The organism is Bartonella sp. MR63HLJHH (genome assembly GCF_042194155.1).
In the GTDB taxonomy this organism is placed as follows: Bacteria; Pseudomonadota; Alphaproteobacteria; order Rhizobiales; family Rhizobiaceae; genus Bartonella; species Bartonella grahamii.
Genome location: NZ_JBHIMN010000013.1, coordinates 1 through 19550, shown reverse-complemented (window position 1 = coordinate 19550; position 19550 = coordinate 1). Strand labels below are relative to the sequence as shown.

Annotated in this window: 12 protein-coding genes, 1 pseudogene and 1 riboswitch; of the genes and pseudogenes, 8 read left to right on the top strand and 5 right to left on the bottom strand. The window is 38.6% G+C overall.

Features of this window, described 5'->3' with window-relative positions:
* Positions 1-115 precede the first annotated feature (115 nt).
* Positions 116-213, top strand: a riboswitch (glycine riboswitch).
* Positions 214-350: 137 nt separating this feature from the next.
* Genes gcvT through gcvP form a run of 3 tightly spaced genes read left to right on the top strand, consistent with a single transcriptional unit; the run spans position 351 to position 4639 of the window.
* The gene (gene gcvT / locus ACFIKQ_RS08070) at positions 351-1463 is read left to right on the top strand and encodes a glycine cleavage system aminomethyltransferase GcvT (RefSeq protein WP_375653203.1); all 1113 of its coding nucleotides are present in this window, start codon (positions 351-353) and stop codon (positions 1461-1463) included.
* Positions 1464-1469: 6 nt separating this feature from the next.
* Complete coding sequence (gcvH, locus tag ACFIKQ_RS08065) at positions 1470-1838, top strand: glycine cleavage system protein GcvH (RefSeq protein WP_273723568.1); 369 nt, start codon at positions 1470-1472, stop codon at positions 1836-1838.
* 5 nt (positions 1839-1843) lie between these two features.
* Positions 1844-4639 (top strand): aminomethyl-transferring glycine dehydrogenase, encoded by a 2796-nt coding sequence (gcvP, locus tag ACFIKQ_RS08060; protein WP_375653211.1) that lies wholly within the window; start codon positions 1844-1846, stop codon positions 4637-4639.
* Positions 4640-6267: 1628 nt separating this feature from the next.
* On the opposite strand, the gene alr is transcribed toward gcvP, so the two are convergent.
* Positions 6268-7383 (bottom strand): alanine racemase, encoded by a 1116-nt coding sequence (alr, locus tag ACFIKQ_RS08055; protein ID WP_375644962.1) that lies wholly within the window; start codon positions 7381-7383, stop codon positions 6268-6270.
* A gap of 1100 nt (positions 7384-8483) precedes the next feature.
* On the opposite strand from alr, the gene ACFIKQ_RS08050 reads away from it, so the two are divergent.
* Together ACFIKQ_RS08050 and ACFIKQ_RS08045 are read left to right on the top strand one after the other, a co-directional pair.
* Positions 8484-9311: a ferredoxin--NADP reductase gene (locus ACFIKQ_RS08050; protein WP_375636462.1), complete on the top strand. Its 828-nt coding sequence runs from the start codon at positions 8484-8486 to the stop codon at positions 9309-9311.
* A 15-nt stretch (positions 9312-9326) separates the two neighbouring features.
* A pseudogene (locus tag ACFIKQ_RS08045) lies at positions 9327-9777 on the top strand (ferredoxin--NADP reductase); the annotation flags it as partial.
* Here ACFIKQ_RS08045 and eda read toward each other — a convergent pair.
* Positions 9756-10421, bottom strand: a complete 666-nt coding sequence (eda, locus tag ACFIKQ_RS08040) for a bifunctional 4-hydroxy-2-oxoglutarate aldolase/2-dehydro-3-deoxy-phosphogluconate aldolase (RefSeq protein ID WP_375636463.1) — start codon at positions 10419-10421, stop codon at positions 9756-9758. The pseudogene ACFIKQ_RS08045 and the gene eda sit on opposite strands and share 22 nt — an antisense overlap.
* Positions 10422-10536: 115 nt before the next feature.
* On the opposite strand from eda, the gene ACFIKQ_RS08035 reads away from it, so the two are divergent.
* From ACFIKQ_RS08035 to ACFIKQ_RS08025, 3 genes are all read left to right on the top strand, one after another.
* Entirely contained in the window at positions 10537-11454 is a 918-nt protein-coding gene (locus ACFIKQ_RS08035) for a rhodanese-related sulfurtransferase (protein WP_375636464.1), read from the top strand.
* 1703 nt (positions 11455-13157) lie between these two features.
* Positions 13158-14291, top strand: coding sequence for a type III PLP-dependent enzyme (locus ACFIKQ_RS08030; protein WP_015856754.1), 1134 nt, complete (start codon positions 13158-13160; stop codon positions 14289-14291).
* Between the two features lie 75 nt (positions 14292-14366).
* Positions 14367-14951, top strand: a complete 585-nt coding sequence (locus ACFIKQ_RS08025; protein ID WP_375644961.1) for a GNAT family N-acetyltransferase — start codon at positions 14367-14369, stop codon at positions 14949-14951.
* Positions 14952-16050: 1099 nt separating this feature from the next.
* On the opposite strand, the gene ACFIKQ_RS08020 is transcribed toward ACFIKQ_RS08025, so the two are convergent.
* From ACFIKQ_RS08020 to ACFIKQ_RS08010, 3 genes are all read right to left on the bottom strand, one after another.
* Positions 16051-17622 (bottom strand): DHA2 family efflux MFS transporter permease subunit, encoded by a 1572-nt coding sequence (locus ACFIKQ_RS08020; RefSeq protein WP_375656230.1) that lies wholly within the window; start codon positions 17620-17622, stop codon positions 16051-16053.
* Positions 17623-17644: 22 nt separating this feature from the next.
* Positions 17645-18739: an HlyD family secretion protein gene (locus ACFIKQ_RS08015; protein ID WP_375636469.1), complete on the bottom strand. Its 1095-nt coding sequence runs from the start codon at positions 18737-18739 to the stop codon at positions 17645-17647.
* 155 nt (positions 18740-18894) lie between these two features.
* On the bottom strand, positions 18895-19287 hold the full coding sequence (locus ACFIKQ_RS08010; RefSeq protein WP_015856750.1) for a Fur family transcriptional regulator: 393 nt from the start codon (positions 19285-19287) through the stop codon (positions 18895-18897).
* Between the last annotated feature and the right edge of the window lie 263 nt (positions 19288-19550).

Below are 19550 nucleotides of genomic sequence, written 5' to 3'. Positions count from 1 at the left end.
TGAAGCAGCTTACGCAAGTTTTAAAATGAGAACATTTTCATCACTTTACTAATGACAGTGTGATAAAGATAGGTTATAGGTTAGGGCATGCTGGAAAGAGCGTTATCGTTTCTTTCATTCTTTTGCGGGAGAGTGCAGATTGCGAATTTTCGCATTGCCGCCGAAGGGGAAATAGCCCATAATCTCTCAGGCTTTAAGGACCGTAAAAGGAAGAAGGCAGATCTGGAAAGTCGGGAGAGCCCGCGCCGAAGGTGTAAGCGAAAAATCTTTTCGCGAGTCTCTCAGGTTGATGACAGAGGGGTGCAGAGACGGTCATATTCTGTGGGCGTTAGCGCAGCTTTGGAGTTATTATGGGCACAGCACAAGAAACATCTTTTTTAAAAACACTTCCTTTATATGATATGCATGAAAAAGCAGGAGCAAAATTTGGTGCTTTTGCGGGGTGGAACATGCCTTTAACGTATCCTCTTGGCGTTTTGAAAGAGCATCTTCATACGCGTGCACATGCGGGACTTTTTGATATTTCTCATATGAAATTGATTGCCGTTGAAGGGGTACAAGCCGTGGAATTTTTGTCCTATGCTTTTCCCATTGATGCAGCAGCTTTAAAGATTGGGCACTCACGGTATAATTACTTGCTTAATGAGCAGGCTGGTATTCTTGATGATCTTATCATTACCCGTTTGGAAGAGGACCGTTTTATGTTGGTCGCCAATGCTGGGAATGCACAGGCTGATTTTGTAGAATTGGAAAAGCGTGCGGTTGATTTTGAATGTCAAGTGATTGCTCTTGAAAGGGTATTGCTTGCTCTTCAAGGTCCTGAAGCGGCCGCTGTTCTTGCTGATGCCGATTTGCCAGGGAATGAATTGTTCTTTATGCAAGGATTCGAACCACAACAGGATTGGTTTATAACGCGTTCTGGGTATACGGGAGAGGATGGTTTTGAAATTGCTTTGCCTATAGGGCATGCGCATATGTTGGCTGAAAAATTGCTGAGTGATTCTCGTGTTGAGTGGATTGGACTTGCAGCACGCGATAGCTTGCGGTTGGAAGCAGGGCTGTGTTTGCATGGAAATGACATTACCCCTGATACGACACCTATTGATGCGGCTCTAACATGGGCTGTTCCTAAAAGTGTTCGAGAAAAAGCACAATTTTATGGCGCGAAGGCTTTTCTTGAAGCGCTGCAAAAAGGACCTGCTCGTTGTCGTGTTGGATTAAAACCGCAAACGCGCCAACCTATTCGTGCTGGTGCGGTGCTTCTTGATGATCAAGGTAATGAGATTGGAGTTGTAACATCAGGTGGTTTTGGTCCTTCTTTTGATGGTCCTGTCGCGATGGGTTATGTTTCTGTTGATTGTAAAGTTGAAGGGACACAAGTCTTTACAGAACTGCGAGGCAAAAAGATTGTATTATCAGTTCATTCACTTCCCTTTGTTGAACAACGTTATTTTAAAGGATGATTTTTTATGTCTAAAACTTATTTTACACAAGACCATGAATGGCTTAGCGTTGAAGGAAAAGTGGTGACTGTTGGGGTTACGCATTATGCGCAAGAGCAATTAGGAGATTTGGTTTTTGTTGATTTACCACAAAGTGGGACAAAACTTTCCAAAGGAGAGGCAGCTGCTGTTGTGGAATCGGTGAAAGCCGCTTCAGATGTTTATGCTCCTCTTGATGGTGAAGTGGTCGAAATAAATGAAGCATTGGCTGATAATCCTGAATTGGTAAATCAGAAAGCCGAAACAGAAGGCTGGTTATGGAAAATGACATTGCAGGATGAGACACAACTGGAAGGGTTGTTGGATAAAGATGCTTATAAGGCTTTGATTGGATGAGTATCATGATCGAGCGTTCTTTTTCTTCTCGACATATTGGGCTGCGTCCTGATGAAACACAAAAAATGCTTGATGTTTTAGAGCTTGATTGTGTTGATACACTCATTTCTCAAGCTGTTCCACATTCTATCCATTTGGGACGTTCACTTAATTTACCAAAGGCTGCTAGTGAAGGACAAGCCTTGGAAGAACTCTCCAAGATGATGGAGCGTAATTGTGTGCACAAAAGTTTTATTGGGCAAGGATATCATGGAACTCATGTGCCCCCAGTTATTTTACGAAATCTGTTTGAAAATCCTGCTTGGTATACTGCTTATACGCCTTATCAAGCAGAAATTAGTCAGGGTCGTTTAGAACTTTTATTTTATTTTCAGACATTGGTGAGTGAACTCACAGGTTTGCCTGTTGCTGCTGCTTCCCTTCTTGATGAAGCAACAGCTTTAGCTGAAGCCAATGCCCTCGCTTTTCGCTTTTCCCGTGAGAAAAAGACGAAGATTTCTCTTCAGAGTCTTTTACATCCTCAGACTTTAAGTGTTGCGCAAACGCGTGCTGAAACACAAGGTATTTGTATCAGCCCAGAGAGGAAAATTTGTTCTAATACAGCGGCAGTTGTTTTGTCTTGGCCAGATACAAAAGGTGCTTTTCATGATTACAGTGAGATCATAAAAGAGGCAAAGGAAAAAGGAGCTTTAGTTATCGTTGTGGCTGATCCTTTAGCGCTTACCCTTATGGAGCCACCTGCTCAATGGGGGGCAGATATCGTTGTTGGCTCTATGCAGCGTTATGGCGTTCCAATGGGCTTTGGTGGTCCACATGCTGGTTACCTTGCAGTGAGTGATGCGTTAACGCGTCTTATTCCAGGGCGTATTGTTGGTCAATCCGTGGATACGAGAGGGCGTGTTGGTTTTCGTTTAGCTTTGCAAACACGTGAACAACATATTCGGCGCGATAAAGCGACGTCAAATATTTGTACAGCACAGGCTTTGTTGGCTAATATGGCAACCGCTTATGCTGTTTGGCATGGGCCGAAAGGTTTACAAGAAATTGCGCAGCGAATTCATCATTTAACATGTCGTTTTGTTGCTGGTTTAGAGGCTGCAGGTGTTTTTTGTGAAGGAGAATCTTTTTTTGATTGTGTAAGCATTGTTGTGAAGGGAAAAGCGAAAGAGATTGCACATCAAGCCAAAATGAGTGGACGCCTTATTCGTGTTCTCGATGATGACACCATTGCAATCAATTTTGATGAATTATCGACAGAAGAAGATGCTTGTGCTTTAGCGCAGCTTTTTGGGGCACAATTAGGCGATCAGGTTTCTCCACGACTCTTTGGCAAAAAGCGGAATGCTGCTTTTCTTTCTCAGCCTTTTTTTCATGCGGTTCATTCAGAGACAGATATGATGCGCTTTTTGCGTCGTTTGGCAGATAAGGATTTGGCGCTGGATCGTGCTATGATTCCTCTTGGCTCTTGTACAATGAAGCTTAATGCGGCGGCTGAATTGATGCCTGTAAGTTGGGCTAGTATGGCCAATATACACCCCTTTGTTTCACAAGAGGATGCAGCGGGTTATTTAGAGATGATTAATCAGTTAAATGCATGGTTGTGTGAAATTACAGGATTTGCGCAAGTTTCTTTTCAGCCAAATTCTGGTGCTCAAGGTGAATATGCGGGGCTTTTGGCTATCCGACGATATTACCAATCACGGCGAGAACATCAACGTACAGTTTGTCTTATTCCTGCATCTGCGCATGGTACCAATCCAGCTTCGGCACATATGGCAGGTATGGAAGTCGTTGTGGTAAAATGTTTAAGCGATGGTGATGTTGATGTAGACGATCTCAAAATGAAAGCGCAATTGCATAAGGATAAATTGGCTGCTCTCATGATTACTTATCCTTCAACACATGGTGTTTATGAGGAAAGCATTAAGGAAATTTGTTCTATTATTCATGAAAATGGCGGACAAGTTTATTTCGATGGTGCTAATCTCAATGCGCTTGTGGGGCTTGCTCGTCCTGCAGATATTGGCGCTGATGTTTGTCATATGAATCTTCATAAAACATTTGCCATTCCCCACGGAGGTGGTGGTCCTGGTATGGGACCAATTGGAGTTGCAGCGCATCTCAAACCATTCTTACCAGGGCATGAACAGGATGGGACAACACATGCGGTTTCGGCAGCTCCTTATGGAAGTGCGTCTATTCTTGCGATTACATGGATGTATATTCGAATGATGGGGGCTGATGGCTTAAAATATGCAACACAAATAGCCATTTTAAATGCCAATTATATTGCTGCACGTCTTTCACCCGCTTATTCCATTCTTTATCGGGGCAAGCATGGACGTGTTGCTCATGAATGTATTGTGGATACACGTGTGTTGAAAGAGCAGTATGGGGTGAGTGTTGATGATATTGCAAAACGTCTCATTGATTATGGATTCCATGCGCCCACGATGTCGTTCCCTGTTCCGGGAACTTTGATGATTGAGCCAACGGAATCAGAACCAAAAGCAGAAATTGATCGTTTCTGTGATGCTTTACTCTCTATTGCTGAAGAAGCGAAGAAAGTTGGTCGTGGGATTTGGCCAAAAGACAATAATCCGTTGGTTAATGCCCCTCATACAGTGGCAGATGCTTTAGATGATGCTTGGGAACGACCCTATTCGCGACAAGAAGCTGCTTTTCCCAACAGTTCTCTTGATCCAGCCAGTAAATATTGGCCTCCTGTATCGCGTATTGATAATGTTGCGGGAGACAGAATGCTCATTTGTTCGTGTCCGCCATTGGGAAATACCTATTAAATAACAAATATGTATTTACTTTGTTTATTTACATAAACAAAAAAGCCCACACATTTTGTGTGGGTTTTTTACTTATTGATCATGTTATTATGGAGTTATTTGTCTATTTTCTAGAATTTTGCATAGTTTTTTATAACATGAGAAAAATCGGAAAAGTCGACAAAAAACTGTGTTTTGTGGGCAATAGGCATGCTCTCCTTTGCCTTCTACCGTATGACATGGTTTTAGTGACTAGGCGCATCGGTCTAGCCAGCTAATTCACGTAAACGAGAGTGAAACCTACGGGGGATAGGGTCCAGTCTGTTGCATGTGTTGTGACATACGACTCTCACTAAGGTGACTACGACCGGTTGCAGAAAGAATAAAATCAAATTTAGTGTTATCTGATGATAAAGCCCCGCGAAACTCTGTTGTTGCATATTCTTAAGTCAAGCATTGTCTAAATATTTCTCTTTAATCTGCTTTTTATAAATATGACGCAAAAATACGTAAGAATACCTGTCAGAATGAGTAAATGCAAAACCAAATGTATTATGGTTGTTTTTTTACAGGGTGTCTTATAAAAAGCCGGCACATCTTTCCAATCCATTGTAGGTCAGTTTGTGACTTTACGGCGTTGTTTTCCTAAGAGCCCGTGTGTTTTAGCTGTTGCCTGTAAATCCACATCCAAACTTAACGCAGCGACATGTTTTAAGTCAGAGATTGAGACAAAAAAGAGCTTTATGAGTAGTTCAAGCTTTTGTATGCCAGATGATGGCGAGGGGATTGCGTATTTCTGTTGACGTAATCTTTGAAACTGGAAGACAATCTAATTTCAGAGAAATATAAAGCCGTAAAGGTGAAACTCAATCCTCAGTTTGTCATCTCCTTTTAATTCAGCTTTACGGCTTTCAGAAGCATCTAAAGCAATGTTTTTTTATAATGGGGATTACATATTGTCCCATGCTTTTATTTATTGTGTTCTTAATGGGATACCCTCATGTAAAACAGAACACTCCAAAAAGAATATACTTTGGTTGTTAATTCACGTGTTTGTTTTAAAGAGACATTTCGCTCCCAATCCCATTTCGCGACGGCGCTCGTGAATGGTACAACGATAAATCTATTGAGAGAGCTCCCAATCTTTACGCTCTATGAAGGAAGAAGTTGGCACTATCATACACTTTGCCAGCCGCTTAATGTTATAGCTCTTGGTACTTGAGATGGTTCATAAGAGGTATTATTCCTTTCTTAAATCATTTTTATCTATACATAGTCCAGTTTGTGGTATGCAAGCGAATGATTTTGATTGCTTCACTATGAACAAAACTGAAAATAAGAGAAACTTATGAGACTGGATGTTTTGTTTGATATATAGAGAATTAATACTTTAGTTTAATTGGGCATTTAATTTTAAAAACTTTGCAGTAGATTCTTTTTTGTCAATTTGTGGGAAAAAGGCTAAGCTTTTGTATTTTGGGTGAAAGCTACTTCCATAAAACAGTTCATCAACTTGTCTATTTTGAGATTTCTGTGAATGTGCGGTGTCTATGATCATTCTATGTGATTGATTGTTGTAAAATCTTTCATAAAAAACCCTCAATTTTCTAAAATGATGATTTTTATCAATTTATTTCTTTAAAGAGTTTTTATGTGTAAATGTATTTATAGCGGGAGCCAAGAGATGTTAGAATTTCATTGGGAAGGGTATCGGCATCTATAGATACTCTTTCAAGTGTTTGATGGGGTCCAATGAGTTCTACCCAGTCACCTGTTTGAGGTTTTTGATCAAGATCGGTCGTATCTACAATAATGGAATCCATAGAAACCCGCCCAACCATGGGAAGTTTATACCCGTTGAAATAAACTGTTCCTTTATTCGAAAGAGCACGGAGCCAGCCGTCTGCGTAGCCTATAGAAATGGTTGCAAGAGTGCTTGGTCTGTTGGTTATAAAGCTTTCTCCATAACCAACAGGTGTGCCTATATCAACAACGCGGTTTTGAATGACTTGGGCTTCAAGTTTTAAAACAGGTTTCAGAGGTGATGGGTGTTTCCCCCGCGGATCAACTCCGTAAAGTGCAATGCCGGGGCGAACAAGATCAAAATAAAAATCTGATCCTAGAAAGATACCTCCAGAATTGGCAAAGGAAACTTTGCAAGCAGGCAATTGCGCAAGGATGGTTTTTAAAGTAGCCAATTGGGCATAATTGGATGGGTGGGTATCATCTTCTCCGTTAGAAAGATGACTGAGAATATATTTTATTTCTGCTTTTTCGAAAATTGTAGGGTGTTTGATGAGTTTTTGTAATTCTTTTTGATCCAGTCCTAATCGGTTCATATGGGTATCGATTTGAATAATTGCTGGAAATTTTTTATCTTTTTTTTGACAAATTTTTTGCCAATTTTCAATGGCATTCCAAGAGTTTAGAACAGGAACAATACCAGATTGTGCGACAAACTCTTCTGCTAAGTGTGGAAGTCCATTCAGAACGGCAATCGTGACATGTGATGGTAAGATGCTTTTTAATTGGAGGGCTTCTATGATTTGGGCGACAAAAAAAGTGCGACAACCAGCTTGATAAAGGGCAGGAGCAATTTTGTGAGCTCCTAATCCATAGGCATTTGCCTTTACAACTGCTGAACATTGTGTTGGAGCTACACGTTTGGCTAAAGTGATATAATTGGAAACAATGGCACTGACATTGATGGTTGCTACAGCTACATAGAGTGATGTATTGATTTCATCATTAACGGATTTTTTCATTTTAAAAGCTTATCTGTGTTCGTGAAATACGGAGTTTTTTGGTTATTTCATTGAGGTTCTTTACGATATAGGGAAAGACACTACTTTCTATGGTTAAAATCATAAGGAGCTTATACTGAATTACGCACCATTAAAGTCGTTTTTTTATGTAAAATGCTACTCTGGATATAAGAGATATTTTAGTTTTATTTGTGTTGTTAGAAACACGGTATCTTCTAATAATTTGTAAGACATAGACTTTTGTTTTTTACTTATTTTCCCTAGTTGAGGCATATAAAAAATAGAACATAGTTTATTGTATTGTATCATTTTGAAGAGTGCAATATTAGGCTGTTGTTGCTGGTGCGATTGTTTTGATTAAACATTGCATTGGCTGCTTATTCAGAGAAGGTAAAATGATTAAATTAACCACTCTAAATCAATGCATTACAAGTTTTCTATCATGGGGGGAAGATCACTTATCTGTGCAATTTTGGATGTCGTCTCATGCACTTAAAGTTATTTTTGTTAAATAGAAAACAGTGTGTAAACATTTTCTGATATATTAAAAACTGTTGATTTAGAAAACCCGTTGATTTGAATATTGTCGATTTTCAAGATGGATTGGGTATCCAATATTTACTTTCTATCGTTTGATTGGTTTTAAGTGAAATCAATTTTGTCGCTTATAGAGCGCGTTAGACTCTTTTATTTATGGATATTTATGGAAAGCGCAGTGTAAAAAGGTCAGTAACGAAAACAATAGATGTAATGCCGGAAATCTTGTTGAAGATTCGTGCGGTTATCGTTCAATCAACAAAAATTTTATCTCTCTTATTTGAAGGTTTTAGGTCATAAGTTTTGTTAAGCGAGAGAGTGTTATAGCGTTACAATGGAAATATGCATTATGTGTTAAAGGGGAAAAGAGTACCGTGATTGTTTAATACTCAATGTTTTTGTTTTTCTTTGAATGTGATTTGTATTCGTATTTTCCTCATTCGTTTAATAAAGTGTTAATCTTGAGATTTTTGTTTTAAGAAAATTGTTGGCAGATGGTTATGCAAGTACTATATCACGTCAAGGATTCGAAATTTAACGTTCAATAAAATATGGGGAAGAGTATGAATACGTCTGCTACCAATGTTCCGTCAAACATCAGTAGCGTTGCAAATTTTCCGATTCCTGAGAATGTGTTCGCCCTTACTGTCCAAGAGGTTTGTCACTATACAGATCGGTTATTTAAATTCCGTTTGAATCGTCCGGATAGTTTTCGTTTTCGTTCGGGTGAGTTTGTTATGATCGGTTTGCCAAATGCAGAAAAGCCGATTTATCGCGCTTATTCGATTGCAAGTCCTTTTTGGGACGAACAGCTTGAGTTTTTTTCGATAAAAGTTCCAGAGGGACCTTTAACCGAGCATCTCCAAAAAATTAAAATTGGTGATACAGTTCTCATGCGTAAAAAATCTACAGGAACACTGGTTCTTGATGCTCTTATTCCTGGAAAACGTCTTTATCTTCTTTCAACTGGGACGGGGGTTGCTCCTTTTGCAAGCCTTATTCGTGATCCTGAAACTTATGAAAAATTTTCAGAAGTTGTCCTTATTCAAACAACGCGTGAGCAGAGTGAGTTAGTTTATGCAAAAGATCTTGTTTCCTCTTTGCAACAAGATCCACTCATTGGAGAGTATGCACAACAGTTGAGATTCTATCCTATGACTACTCGTGAACCTTCTGAGCATATGGGCCGTATTACGACTGTTATGGAAAGTGGGGACTTTTTTGAAACAACTGGACTTCCTAAAATTCATCCTGATGAAGATCGGGTGATGATTTGTGGTTCCATGGCAATGTTAAAAGATTGCGCAAGGATGTGTGAAAGTTTTGGTCTTGTTGAAGGGGCTAATAATGCTCCTGCTACTTATGTTGTAGAGCGCGCTTTTGTGGAGTAATGAGTGGAAAAGTTGAGGCTTTATCTTCTTTCAAACCGGTACGGTTTTTTTCCTTTTGCAAGCTTTATTCGTGATCTTGGCACTTATGAAAAATTTTCAGAAGTTGTCCTTACTTTAAATAATGCGTGAGCAGAATGAGTTAATTTATGCAAAAGATCTTTTTCCTCTTTGCAACAAGATCCACTCATTGGAGTATATGCACAACAGTTGAAATTTTATTTTATGACCACTCGTGAGCTTTCTGAGCATATGGGGCGTATTACGACTGTTATGGAGAGTAGGTGCTTTTTTGAAACAAGCGGCTTTGAAACAATAGCACTCTCCTAAATTCATCTCGATGAAGATCGGGTGATGATTTGTGATTTTATGACAATGTTAAAGATTGCGCAAGGATGTGTGAAAGCTTTGGTCTTGTTGAAGGGGCTGATGTTCTTGCATTTTACATTATATTGTAGAAAGAGCTTTTTTCGAGGGAGAGGGAAGTTGTGATGCAGTATATGCTAATGCAGTAATCGAATCCCAATCACTTATTGCAATGAGTTGTTGGGGCGCTATCCAAGAACCGCCAACGCAGAAGACGTTAGGCAGTTGGAGCCATTGTGTTGCACTTTTTTGTGTAATACCGCCTGTTGGGCAAAACCGGATATCAGAGAAGGGAGATGCTAAAGCTTCGATGAAGGCAATACCTCCAGCGGCTTCAGCTGGGAAAAATTTGAGATATGAATAGCCTTTGTTTAATGCTTGCATGAGTTCACTTGGGGTCATTGCAGCGGGAAGAAGGGGAATTTCACTATTTTTTGCACAATTGATTAATTCATTTGATAATCCGGGGCTTACAATAAACTTGGCTCCCGCTTGTTCGGCTTTTTCGTAATGTGTTGTGTTGAGAATTGTTCCGGCTCCAACAATTGCTTCAGGGACTTCTTGTGTAATTTTCTGAATTGCTTTGAGGGCATTTGGTGTTCGCAAGGTGATCTCAATTGTTTTTAATCCACCTTTGACAAGAGCACGTGTTAAGGGTACAGCACTTTGTAGATTGTCAATGAGTAAAACAGGTATAACAGTTTGTCCTTGGAGATATATTAAAAGCTTTTCTCTTTTTTGGCACATGATATTTTTTCTTCTTGGAGATGATATTATTTGTATCGTTTGATTAAGCACAATATGTTAAAGAGTACATGAATAAATCTTGAAATTGAATGAAACGCGCGTTATGGCAAAACACATGGAAAAGAATTTTAAAGTTGCTGCACTTTATTGCTTTGCAGATTTGAAGCATTATCATCAATTACAAAAACCTTTGCAGGATTTATGTCAAGCAAAGGATATCAAAGGCACTCTGCTTTTAGCACAAGAGGGAATTAATGGAACGGTTGCTGGTTCTTGTGCTGCGATTGAGGCATTGGTGGATTTTATTACGGCTGAGCCAGCGTTTCAAACGCCGGAGATTAAATATTCATGGGCATCAAAAATGCCTTTTCATCGCATGAAAGTGCGGTTGAAAAAAGAGATTGTGACAATGGGGGTTGAAGGTGTTGATCCGCTAAAAGTTGTTGGTACTTATGTGGATCCTGAAGATTGGAATGCTCTTATTCAAGATGAAGAGACAATTTTGATCGATACGCGTAATGATTATGAATATGCGATTGGGAGTTTTCAAGGAGCGATTGATCCGCAGATTAAAACATTTCGCGAATTTCCTGAATGGGTGCGTCAACATGAAGCTGATTTAAAGAAGAAAAAGAAAATTGCTATGTTTTGTACAGGCGGTATTCGGTGTGAAAAATCAACAGCTTATGTACGTGAACTTGGTTATGAGCAGGTGTACCATCTAAAAGGAGGTATTTTAAAATATTTAGAAAAAATTCCAAAAGAGGAAAGTTTATGGTGGGGTGAGTGTTTTGTTTTTGATGAGCGTGTTTCTGTTCAACATGGTCTTGAAGAATGTGGACGCGAATTATGTCGCGCGTGTCGTTCTCCTCTTAATGCTGAAAGCAAATTATCGTCTCATTATGAGGAAGGTGTTTCCTGTGATGCTTGTTATAACACGCGTAGTGAAGCCGATAGAGAGCGCTTTCGTGAGCGCCATAGGCAGTTTCAATTGTTGAAGTTGCGTGCTATTGATTCTCATCAAGGGACATAAGGATAGCGCAGTGTAGGGCTGTAAATTTTAGCGTTTTTCTCTTAAATTTAAGAGAAAAGAGTTTTTTGATATTGGTAGAAAAATATTCTATAAGACCGGATATTATTCGGTCTTTTTGTCTATGTTAAATTATTTGATTTATAAATAATCATTATAGATCGTTTGCTCTCCTTACATTTTATAGGATTGAGTTTTTAAATACTTTTCATTTTAAAATAGAAACTTTCTTCACCAACAGCGCAGGGGAGGGAGATTCATAGCTTAAGAGAAAAGCGTATGAATAAGATGTGATTAATAAGAGGAGATGAAAAAGCAGATGCTAGGTGGGAAAAATAAAATGATAATAGGAGTTTATGATTCCAAAGTTTAATATAATACATTAATTTATAATGATAAATTATTTTTATTTGAATAAAAGAGTTAAATATTGTGAACTTTATTGCTTTCAAATTAGATGAGAACAAATCACCTAAAACTCATTCACCTGTACGTTACAAATGGGAGAAACGTGTGGACAAAAATCATTTTAGATAAGGTGTTATGAAACATTTCAATGTAGGAGTTTCTGCAATATTGGGAGTTGGCAGATAGAATGGGGGCACAGGCTTGTACTTTCATAAGTATAAAGAGGGTGCGATGTAGTTAATCTATACTACACAAGCTATATTATATGGGGAATTTTCATGATATTTTGCTTAAGCGATGCTGTGAAATGAATGTGGAAACAGGGATGTTTTTTTAGGATGTCAATAAGAAAGATAATGGTATTTGTTGGAGGAAGGACATCGTTATCTTTAAAAATGATAGTGCTTCAGTCGTTACTATCCCCAGTTTTCAATGTTGGTCATCCTTGCATTTGAGAGGATATATAAGAGGTTCCCCTTTTTTCAGTTGTTTTTTATTTGTAATGCGCAAAAGAATGATCTTAACGAATTCATTGTAAGAGGGTTGAAATAAGAGAATTTTATGATGAGATTGTTGTTTAAGGGCAAAATAATAAATTATCATTATAAATTAATGTGTTGAGTAATTTACTTTGCGTTATTTTCTGCTGCGGATATTAGGAGATAGAATAGGGCAAAGAAATGAGGGGCTTTAAAAGCAAGACAGTGATTTATGTTGCACGGATGATGTAAGGGGTGTCATCTCATGAAAGCGGATGGATAGCTTTGTCTGGTGGAAGAGAGTGTTGTTTTTTCGCATCATTTTATCTTTAAGAATTAAAAAATGTTTAAAATTAAAAAAATGATTGAAATGAGCAAGAATTCGTTTTATAGGATGCATTGCCCAAAGTCGCACGTGCCTGTGGGTGTCCGCTGGTTCTCAAATGGTGAGATTAACCGGTACGGTACCTGGAACTAACCGCTCCAGTCATTCTTACAGCCAATTGCAAGAATGAGGACATCTTGAAGCAACGACGGTGCGGGCCTTTCTGGTGTCTTCCAGTTTTAAATACTGGGATAACTATAGAGGCACACCTCATTGCCTTCAGTGCGGAAGTGGTTTTCTCAACTCCAATCAAAAAGGCAGATAAAATAGAATGACGCGGCTTCGCGCTGTTCTTTCGCTGCATACAATGCTAATTTCTGGTTTTTTGTAATCAGAATGGGGATAGTTGTTGTGTGTTTTTTGTCCTTTAGCTTTTGGCAGTTTTGGCTGTCCAAGCATAGAGTGGGGGAGCTTTCCCTCAAGGAGAATTGCAGATGGCAACGCAACGTATTCGCGATTTTCTTGCAACACATCGTTCTGAAGGTCCATGCTTAATTGTTGACCTTGATGTTGTTCGTGACAACTATTTAAATTTTGAAAAAGCTCTGCCGCAGTCGCGTATTTTTTACGCAATAAAGGCAAATCCAGCACCTGAAATCTTGCGTTTGCTTGCTTCTTTAGGATCTTCTTTTGATGCGGCTTCTGTTGCAGAAATTGAAATGGCTTTAAAAGCAGGAGCAACGTCAGAGCGTATTTCTTTTGGGAATACGATTAAAAAAGAACGTGATATTGCACGAGCATATGCATTGGGTGTTTCACTTTATGCAGTTGATTGTGTTGAAGAAGTGGAAAAAATTGCGCGTGTTGCTCCAGGAGCACGTGTTTTTTGCCGTGTTCTTACCGATGGAAAAGGTGCAGAGTGGCCATTGTCACGCAAATTCGGTTGTGTCCCTGCTATGGCGGTTGATGTTCTAAGACGGGCACACCAATTGGGTTTGCAAGCCTATGGTGTTTCTTTTCATGTTGGGTCTCAGCAGGTTGATCTGAGTGCGTGGGATCGTGCTTTATCGGATGCTGCTACAGTTTTTAAGCGTTTGGAACAAGAAGGCATTTCGCTGAGGTTGGTGAATATGGGGGGCGGTTTTCCAACGCGTTATTTGAAAGATGTCCCTACAGAACAAGCTTATGGTACAGCAGTTTTTGATTCATTGAAAAAGCATTTTGGTAATCGTATTCCTGAGACGATTATTGAGCCTGGGCGTGCGATGGTTGGTAATGCTGGTGTTATTCGTACAGAAGTGGTTCTGATATCTAAAAAAGCTGATAATGATAATGTACGATGGGTTTATCTTGATATTGGAAAATTTAATGGTCTTGCTGAGACTATGGATGAAGCCATTCGTTATCCTATTGAGACACCTCATGATGATAAGGTTATGGAGCCTTGTATTTTGGCTGGACCAACATGCGATTCGGCAGATGTTCTCTATGAAAAAACACCTTATCCGCTTCCTCTATCCCTAACGATAGGAGATGAAATATTGATTCATGGGACGGGTGCTTACACAACAACTTACGCATCGGTTGCTTTTAATGGTTTTGAGCCTTTACGATCATATGTGATCTGAGGTTTCCTTTTAACTATAGGTTTTTTAGATTTTTTGCTATGCTCGTCATGGCGCTATAAGAGGGCGGTCATTGAGATGAACATGATGAATTTTCAAACAAAAGATGGGGCATGTTTTACACTTTTATTGGAGCAAGAAGCAGATAAGCCTTATCGAGAAATTTTGCTTGATTCAACGATGGGGTATGGACGTAAACGTAAATCATCAGAGGCTTTACGTCGTGGTCGGTTAGCTGCTCAAGGACTTTCTTTTGTGGTTAAAAATGCGCTTGGAGAGCTTGTGGGAAGTGTCCGTCTTTGGCATGTTTCTTTTTCTAAAGGAAAAAATAAAACACAACATGCTTTACTTTTGGGCCCCTTGGCTGTTGCATCTGAATGTGCTGGTCTGGGAATAGGATCAATTTTAGTCCGCCACGCAATTGAAACAGCAAAAAAATTGGGATATGGCGCCATTTTGCTGGTAGGGGATTTTGAATTTTATCAACGTTTTGGCTTTTCAAATAGTTTAACAGAAAATTTGGCAATGCCTGGTCCTTATGAAAAGCATCGCTTTCAAGCGTTGGAACTGATACCACATTATCTTTCTGGGTGTTATGGCACTTTAGTTCCTAGGGGAGAACGAGAAGTTTCGAATCGTTTTCAGCATCATAAAGTGGCTTGAAGATAGTGTTTAAATTTGTTTTTCAACAGCTGGCGTTGAGGAGAGCATACTATTCTGACTAGTGCCAAAGTATTTAGCGGTACAAAGTTTTGGGGAGTTGTATTGCGATTTTATTATATGGCTTTTTCTTTATGTGGCTGGTTTCTTATTTTTGATAATTTCAGTTAAGTGAGTAGGAATATATTTAAAGCTCATTTTTTTGGAATAGCGTCCTGTTTTATAATATTAAGGAACCGGATTTTTGAGTGGTCTTGTATTCTTTTAAAGCCGGTATCATCATGCAGTTTTCCAGTTTTCAATATCGTTGGTAGATCATGCATCGAAACGGTTGGATATTTTACTTTTTTCTTAAGCAGTTTTTATCTCTTTGCTTTTTATGTGCAAGGGAATAGTTTTGATTGATTCAATAGAGAGACATTTTGAGAAATTTTATACAATTTTAGCGCTTGTTCAAAGAGTATAAAAAATAAAATTATATGTTCAAAAGCAACTTTTTTGAAAAAAATATATCATTATTTTTTTTGCTATAAAGGTAGATCGTTTTGCAATTGGCATGAGAGTATCAAATACAAAATGATTTTCTCATGTAAAATTTTGTATCCAGAATCAAAAAAATGTTCTCCTACATATTATAAGGGAAATAGGTGAATGAATAAAAATCACAAGAATCATCAATCTTTTATGAATATTCTTGTGAGAATCAAAAGAGTGAAGGGCAAAGAATCTTACAGAATAGTTTTTATGAGGATAGTAGCGTAAAAGGGGGGGTAGATAGATGAGAGATTTAATGACAGGCGCAAATATTGTTTTAATGTTTTTTGCCCTACGGTGGTAAATCAAAAATCCTATAGAAATAGCTGCTTTATCTTTATGGTGTGGAGCACTTTAGATAAGCTCTTTGTTTATTATCATCCAAAACAATTCTTGTATGCGAGAAGTTATTTTTAAGTGCGTAAAGAGCCCGCATTGAAAAGAATTTTTATCAGAAGAATCATTTAGAATCATATGTTGATTTATACTGTCTCTTGAGAAGAGATAAAGTGCATAGGAAGCGAGGAAGGTGATAAAGATAAAAAATATTTCTCAATTTTAATTAAGCTTAGTGACTTGGTGGTGCATCCATGAGAGGTGGTATTTTTTTAAGAAAAATGGTCATAAATGTCAAAATAACAAAGATAATGGTCATAATAAAGAAAATATCACTAAAAGCCATAATCGTTGCTTGTATGCGTACCATACCAAACAATTGAGAAAGAGCAAGAGTATACGAATCAAAGGTTTCTGTTTTGAAAAATAAAGTAAGCTTTGAAAGCATTTCAGTTGCTTGTCTGTTTGCGTGGTTAAGCGTTTCGGCTATTCGTTCATAATGGAAGTCTGTGCGTTTTGTCATGAGAGTGCTGATAATCGCAAGCCCTACAGCACCACCTAGATTCCGTGTGAGATTAAAGAGTCCAGAAGCATTTTGCATTCGTTCTGGCGGGAGTGTTCCCAAGGCAATATTATTAACAGGAACCATACATAACATCACAGAAGCACCACGGAAAACTTGCGGCCAAAAGAGTTGCCAAAAATCCCAGTTATCTGTGATAGAGCTCGCCATCCAAGTGCCTATTGCAAAACCCAAAAGTCCTATTGCCATCATTAAACGTGCATCCATTCGGGCTGAAAGAAATCCAGCAAGCGGAGCAGTTAATAACATGGCGAATCCTGAAAGAAACAATGTTTCTCCAATCATGAGGGCATCATAATGGCGGATTTGGCTTAAATAGACAGGATAAAGATATGTGAGTCCATAAAGACCTATTCCCAGTGCAAAGGAAAAAATGGATGCAGCAGAAAAATTAAAATTAGAAAAAGTAGAGAGATCTACAATGGGTTCTTTTGCTGTAAAAGCACGCCAGAAGAATAAGGCTGCAGCAAGAATCATGATAATGAAAAAATTCCGAATCAGCCTATCACTCAGCCAATCATGACGAGCTCCTTCTTCTAGAACATACTCTAAAGTTCCCAAGAAAGTAGCCATAGAAATGAGGCCTAACCAATCAAATTTCTTCATTAAAGAAGGATCAGCTTTATCAAAATCAATTAATTTCCAAGCGAGAATTGAGATGATAATCCCGAAGGGCACATTGATGAGAAAGAGCCAATGCCACGATGAGAGATGACAAATATAGCCTCCCACGGTTGGACCAATGGTGGGGGCTAATGTTGCGACCAGTCCGACGATAGGGGTAACAATGGGACGTTTGGAAGGAGGAAAAAGGACATAGGAGGCAACAAAAACACTAGGGATAATTCCACCACCAATAAAACCTTGTAGTGCGCGATACAAAATCATCTCTCCAATAGATGTTGCCGTTGCACAAAGAACAGAAGTAATCGTAAAACCGATAGCTGATAAGGTAAAGAAAACACGTGTTGAAAGCAATCGTCCTAAAAATCCAGAAAGCGGCAACATGATGACTTCAGCGATGAGATAGGAAGTTTGAATCCATGAAATTTCTTCAGAGCTTGCTGCAAGACCCGCTTGAATTTCAGCTAAAGAAGAGGAAACGATTTGGATATCTAAGATTGCCATAAACATGCCAAAAGACATAGCAATAAAAACTATAATTTTGTGCATTCCGATGCGTTCTTGAGATTGTATGGGCTCTGGTATGGAAGATGTCATAGTAAGATCTTCTACTTTTTTGTTATAAGAGACTTTTATCTTGTGGCTTTGTACGTGTATCAACTTTCACTGAAACACTCATCCCTGCTCGGATATGTCCGGTTTTTAAGACTTCTTCTGGAATAGAAATACGTACGGGAATGCGCTGGACAATCTTTGTAAAGTTACCAGTAGCATTTTGTGGAGGCAAAAGAGAAAAAACAGCGCCTGTTGCGGGCGAAATAGAAAGCACGTTTCCTGTAAAAAACTCCTTTTTGAATGCATCAATAGCAATATAAGCCTTTTGTCCTGCGTGAATATTTTGCAACTGTGTTTCTTTATAGTTGGCTTCAATATAAAGTGCATGTATGGGGACTAACGCCGCAAGACGTTGGCCATTTACAACAAAATCTCCCGTTTTTGCTGTTAAATTTCCTATAACGCCATCAAATGGCGCTCGTATAACGGTCGAATCAAGATCACGTTGTGCTTTTTCACGCGTGAGTTCTAAACTCTTTGTTTGGCTTTCTATTTCACTTCGTTGCGCTTCTAGCACTCGGATATTCGCACGTGCTGCAGCCATTTGTGCGTCCGCTCTGTTAACATTCGCAACGGCTTGTTCATAAGCTGATTTGGCATCATCAACCTCGGATTGAGGAGCATAACGATTTTTTTTCAGTTCTGTTACACGTTTTAAGGTGAGTTGTGCATTGGTTGCTATGGCTGAAGCGGCTGCTTTTTGTGCTTTTGCATCATCTAAAGCACTATGAGCGGCTGTGATTTGTGCATCAATGCGTAGAAGTGTTTTTTTCTGTGTGTTAAGATGTGCGTCTGTTTGATCCAAGGCTATTTGATAATCACCGTTGTCTAGGTAAAATAAAACATCGTTCTTTTTTACAACTTGGTTGGCTTTAATGGCAATTTTTTCAATATATCCATTTAATTTAGTCGCAATAGCTGCTATATCTCCTTGCACGTAGGCATCGTCAGTGGAGAGTATATAACGCCATTGCGTTATATACTTATAGCTAAACCAAAGCACAGAAAGTGCAAAGACAATAAGAAGAGCTTTGATTACTTTCTTTTGTTGCGTTTTATTGAAGTTTTTGGTTGAAAAAATTGTCTCAGTTACGGACATGATTTTATACTTTCAATATTTATGTTCCACTGAGTATAATAAACCCATCACTATAGACTAGGGTGATATACATGCAAGGACGATAAGAGCTTTTCAAGCAATAAGATGATTTTTGAAACATAATGCTAAAAATATGAACTTGCAAGTTCAAGGTCTTATTTTGTTACGCATTTTTTACAAAGGCCTCGTACTTCTAGGGTGCTTTTGTGGGCTTGGAAGTCAACAGCTTGAACCATCTGTTTTAAACTCGATACAATCGTTTGATTTTGTATTTCATTGACTGTACCACAGTTTTCGCAAATTATAAACGTTGTAAGTTCATGTTGACAGTTTTCAGGGTGTAAACAGACCATAAAGGCATTTACACTTTCAAGACGATGAATACACTTTAACTGTACGAGTTTTTCTAACGCACGATAAACTTGGAGAGGTGCACGAAAACCTTCTTCGCGTAAGTGATTGAGAATCGCATAAGCACTTAAAGGCCCTTTTGCATTTTTTAAAGTGTTTAAAACCAATGTTTGGTTACGCGTCAGTTTAGATGACATTGACATCTTCCTTTTGCTCTTATGGCAAAGCATAAAGCGTGTAAGAGGTTTATGCAATGGTGATTATAGAATATGTACTCTATCTTTAGCCTTATTGTGATATGTAAGAAAAGTTGCAATCGTTGTGAGGGGAGGGGTATTATAATCTGAAAGCCGCTGTTATCTAGCAAGGAACTTTTTATACGCTTTTTATTTTAGTGTAATGTATTGAAATACAACCAGTTGTTTATGTTATTTTATTTTAAAAAAAAGTAAAAAATGAT

Bases quoted from the DNA above. Each gene is read 5' to 3' on its own strand.
- gcvT (WP_375653203.1), top strand. From the start codon at position 351: ATGGGCACAGCACAAGAAACATCTTTTTTAAAAACACTTCCTTTATAT.
- gcvH (WP_273723568.1), top strand. From the start codon at position 1,470: ATGTCTAAAACTTATTTTACACAAGACCATGAATGGCTTAGCGTTGAA.
- gcvP (WP_375653211.1), top strand. From the start codon at position 1,844: ATGATCGAGCGTTCTTTTTCTTCTCGACATATTGGGCTGCGTCCTGAT.
- alr (WP_375644962.1), bottom strand. From the start codon at position 7,383: ATGAAAAAATCCGTTAATGATGAAATCAATACATCACTCTATGTAGCT.
- ACFIKQ_RS08050 (WP_375636462.1), top strand. From the start codon at position 8,484: ATGAATACGTCTGCTACCAATGTTCCGTCAAACATCAGTAGCGTTGCA.
- eda (WP_375636463.1), bottom strand. From the start codon at position 10,421: ATGTGCCAAAAAAGAGAAAAGCTTTTAATATATCTCCAAGGACAAACT.
- ACFIKQ_RS08035 (WP_375636464.1), top strand. From the start codon at position 10,537: ATGGAAAAGAATTTTAAAGTTGCTGCACTTTATTGCTTTGCAGATTTG.
- ACFIKQ_RS08030 (WP_015856754.1), top strand. From the start codon at position 13,158: ATGGCAACGCAACGTATTCGCGATTTTCTTGCAACACATCGTTCTGAA.
- ACFIKQ_RS08025 (WP_375644961.1), top strand. From the start codon at position 14,367: ATGAACATGATGAATTTTCAAACAAAAGATGGGGCATGTTTTACACTT.
- ACFIKQ_RS08020 (WP_375656230.1), bottom strand. From the start codon at position 17,622: ATGACATCTTCCATACCAGAGCCCATACAATCTCAAGAACGCATCGGA.
- ACFIKQ_RS08015 (WP_375636469.1), bottom strand. From the start codon at position 18,739: ATGTCCGTAACTGAGACAATTTTTTCAACCAAAAACTTCAATAAAACG.
- ACFIKQ_RS08010 (WP_015856750.1), bottom strand. From the start codon at position 19,287: ATGTCATCTAAACTGACGCGTAACCAAACATTGGTTTTAAACACTTTA.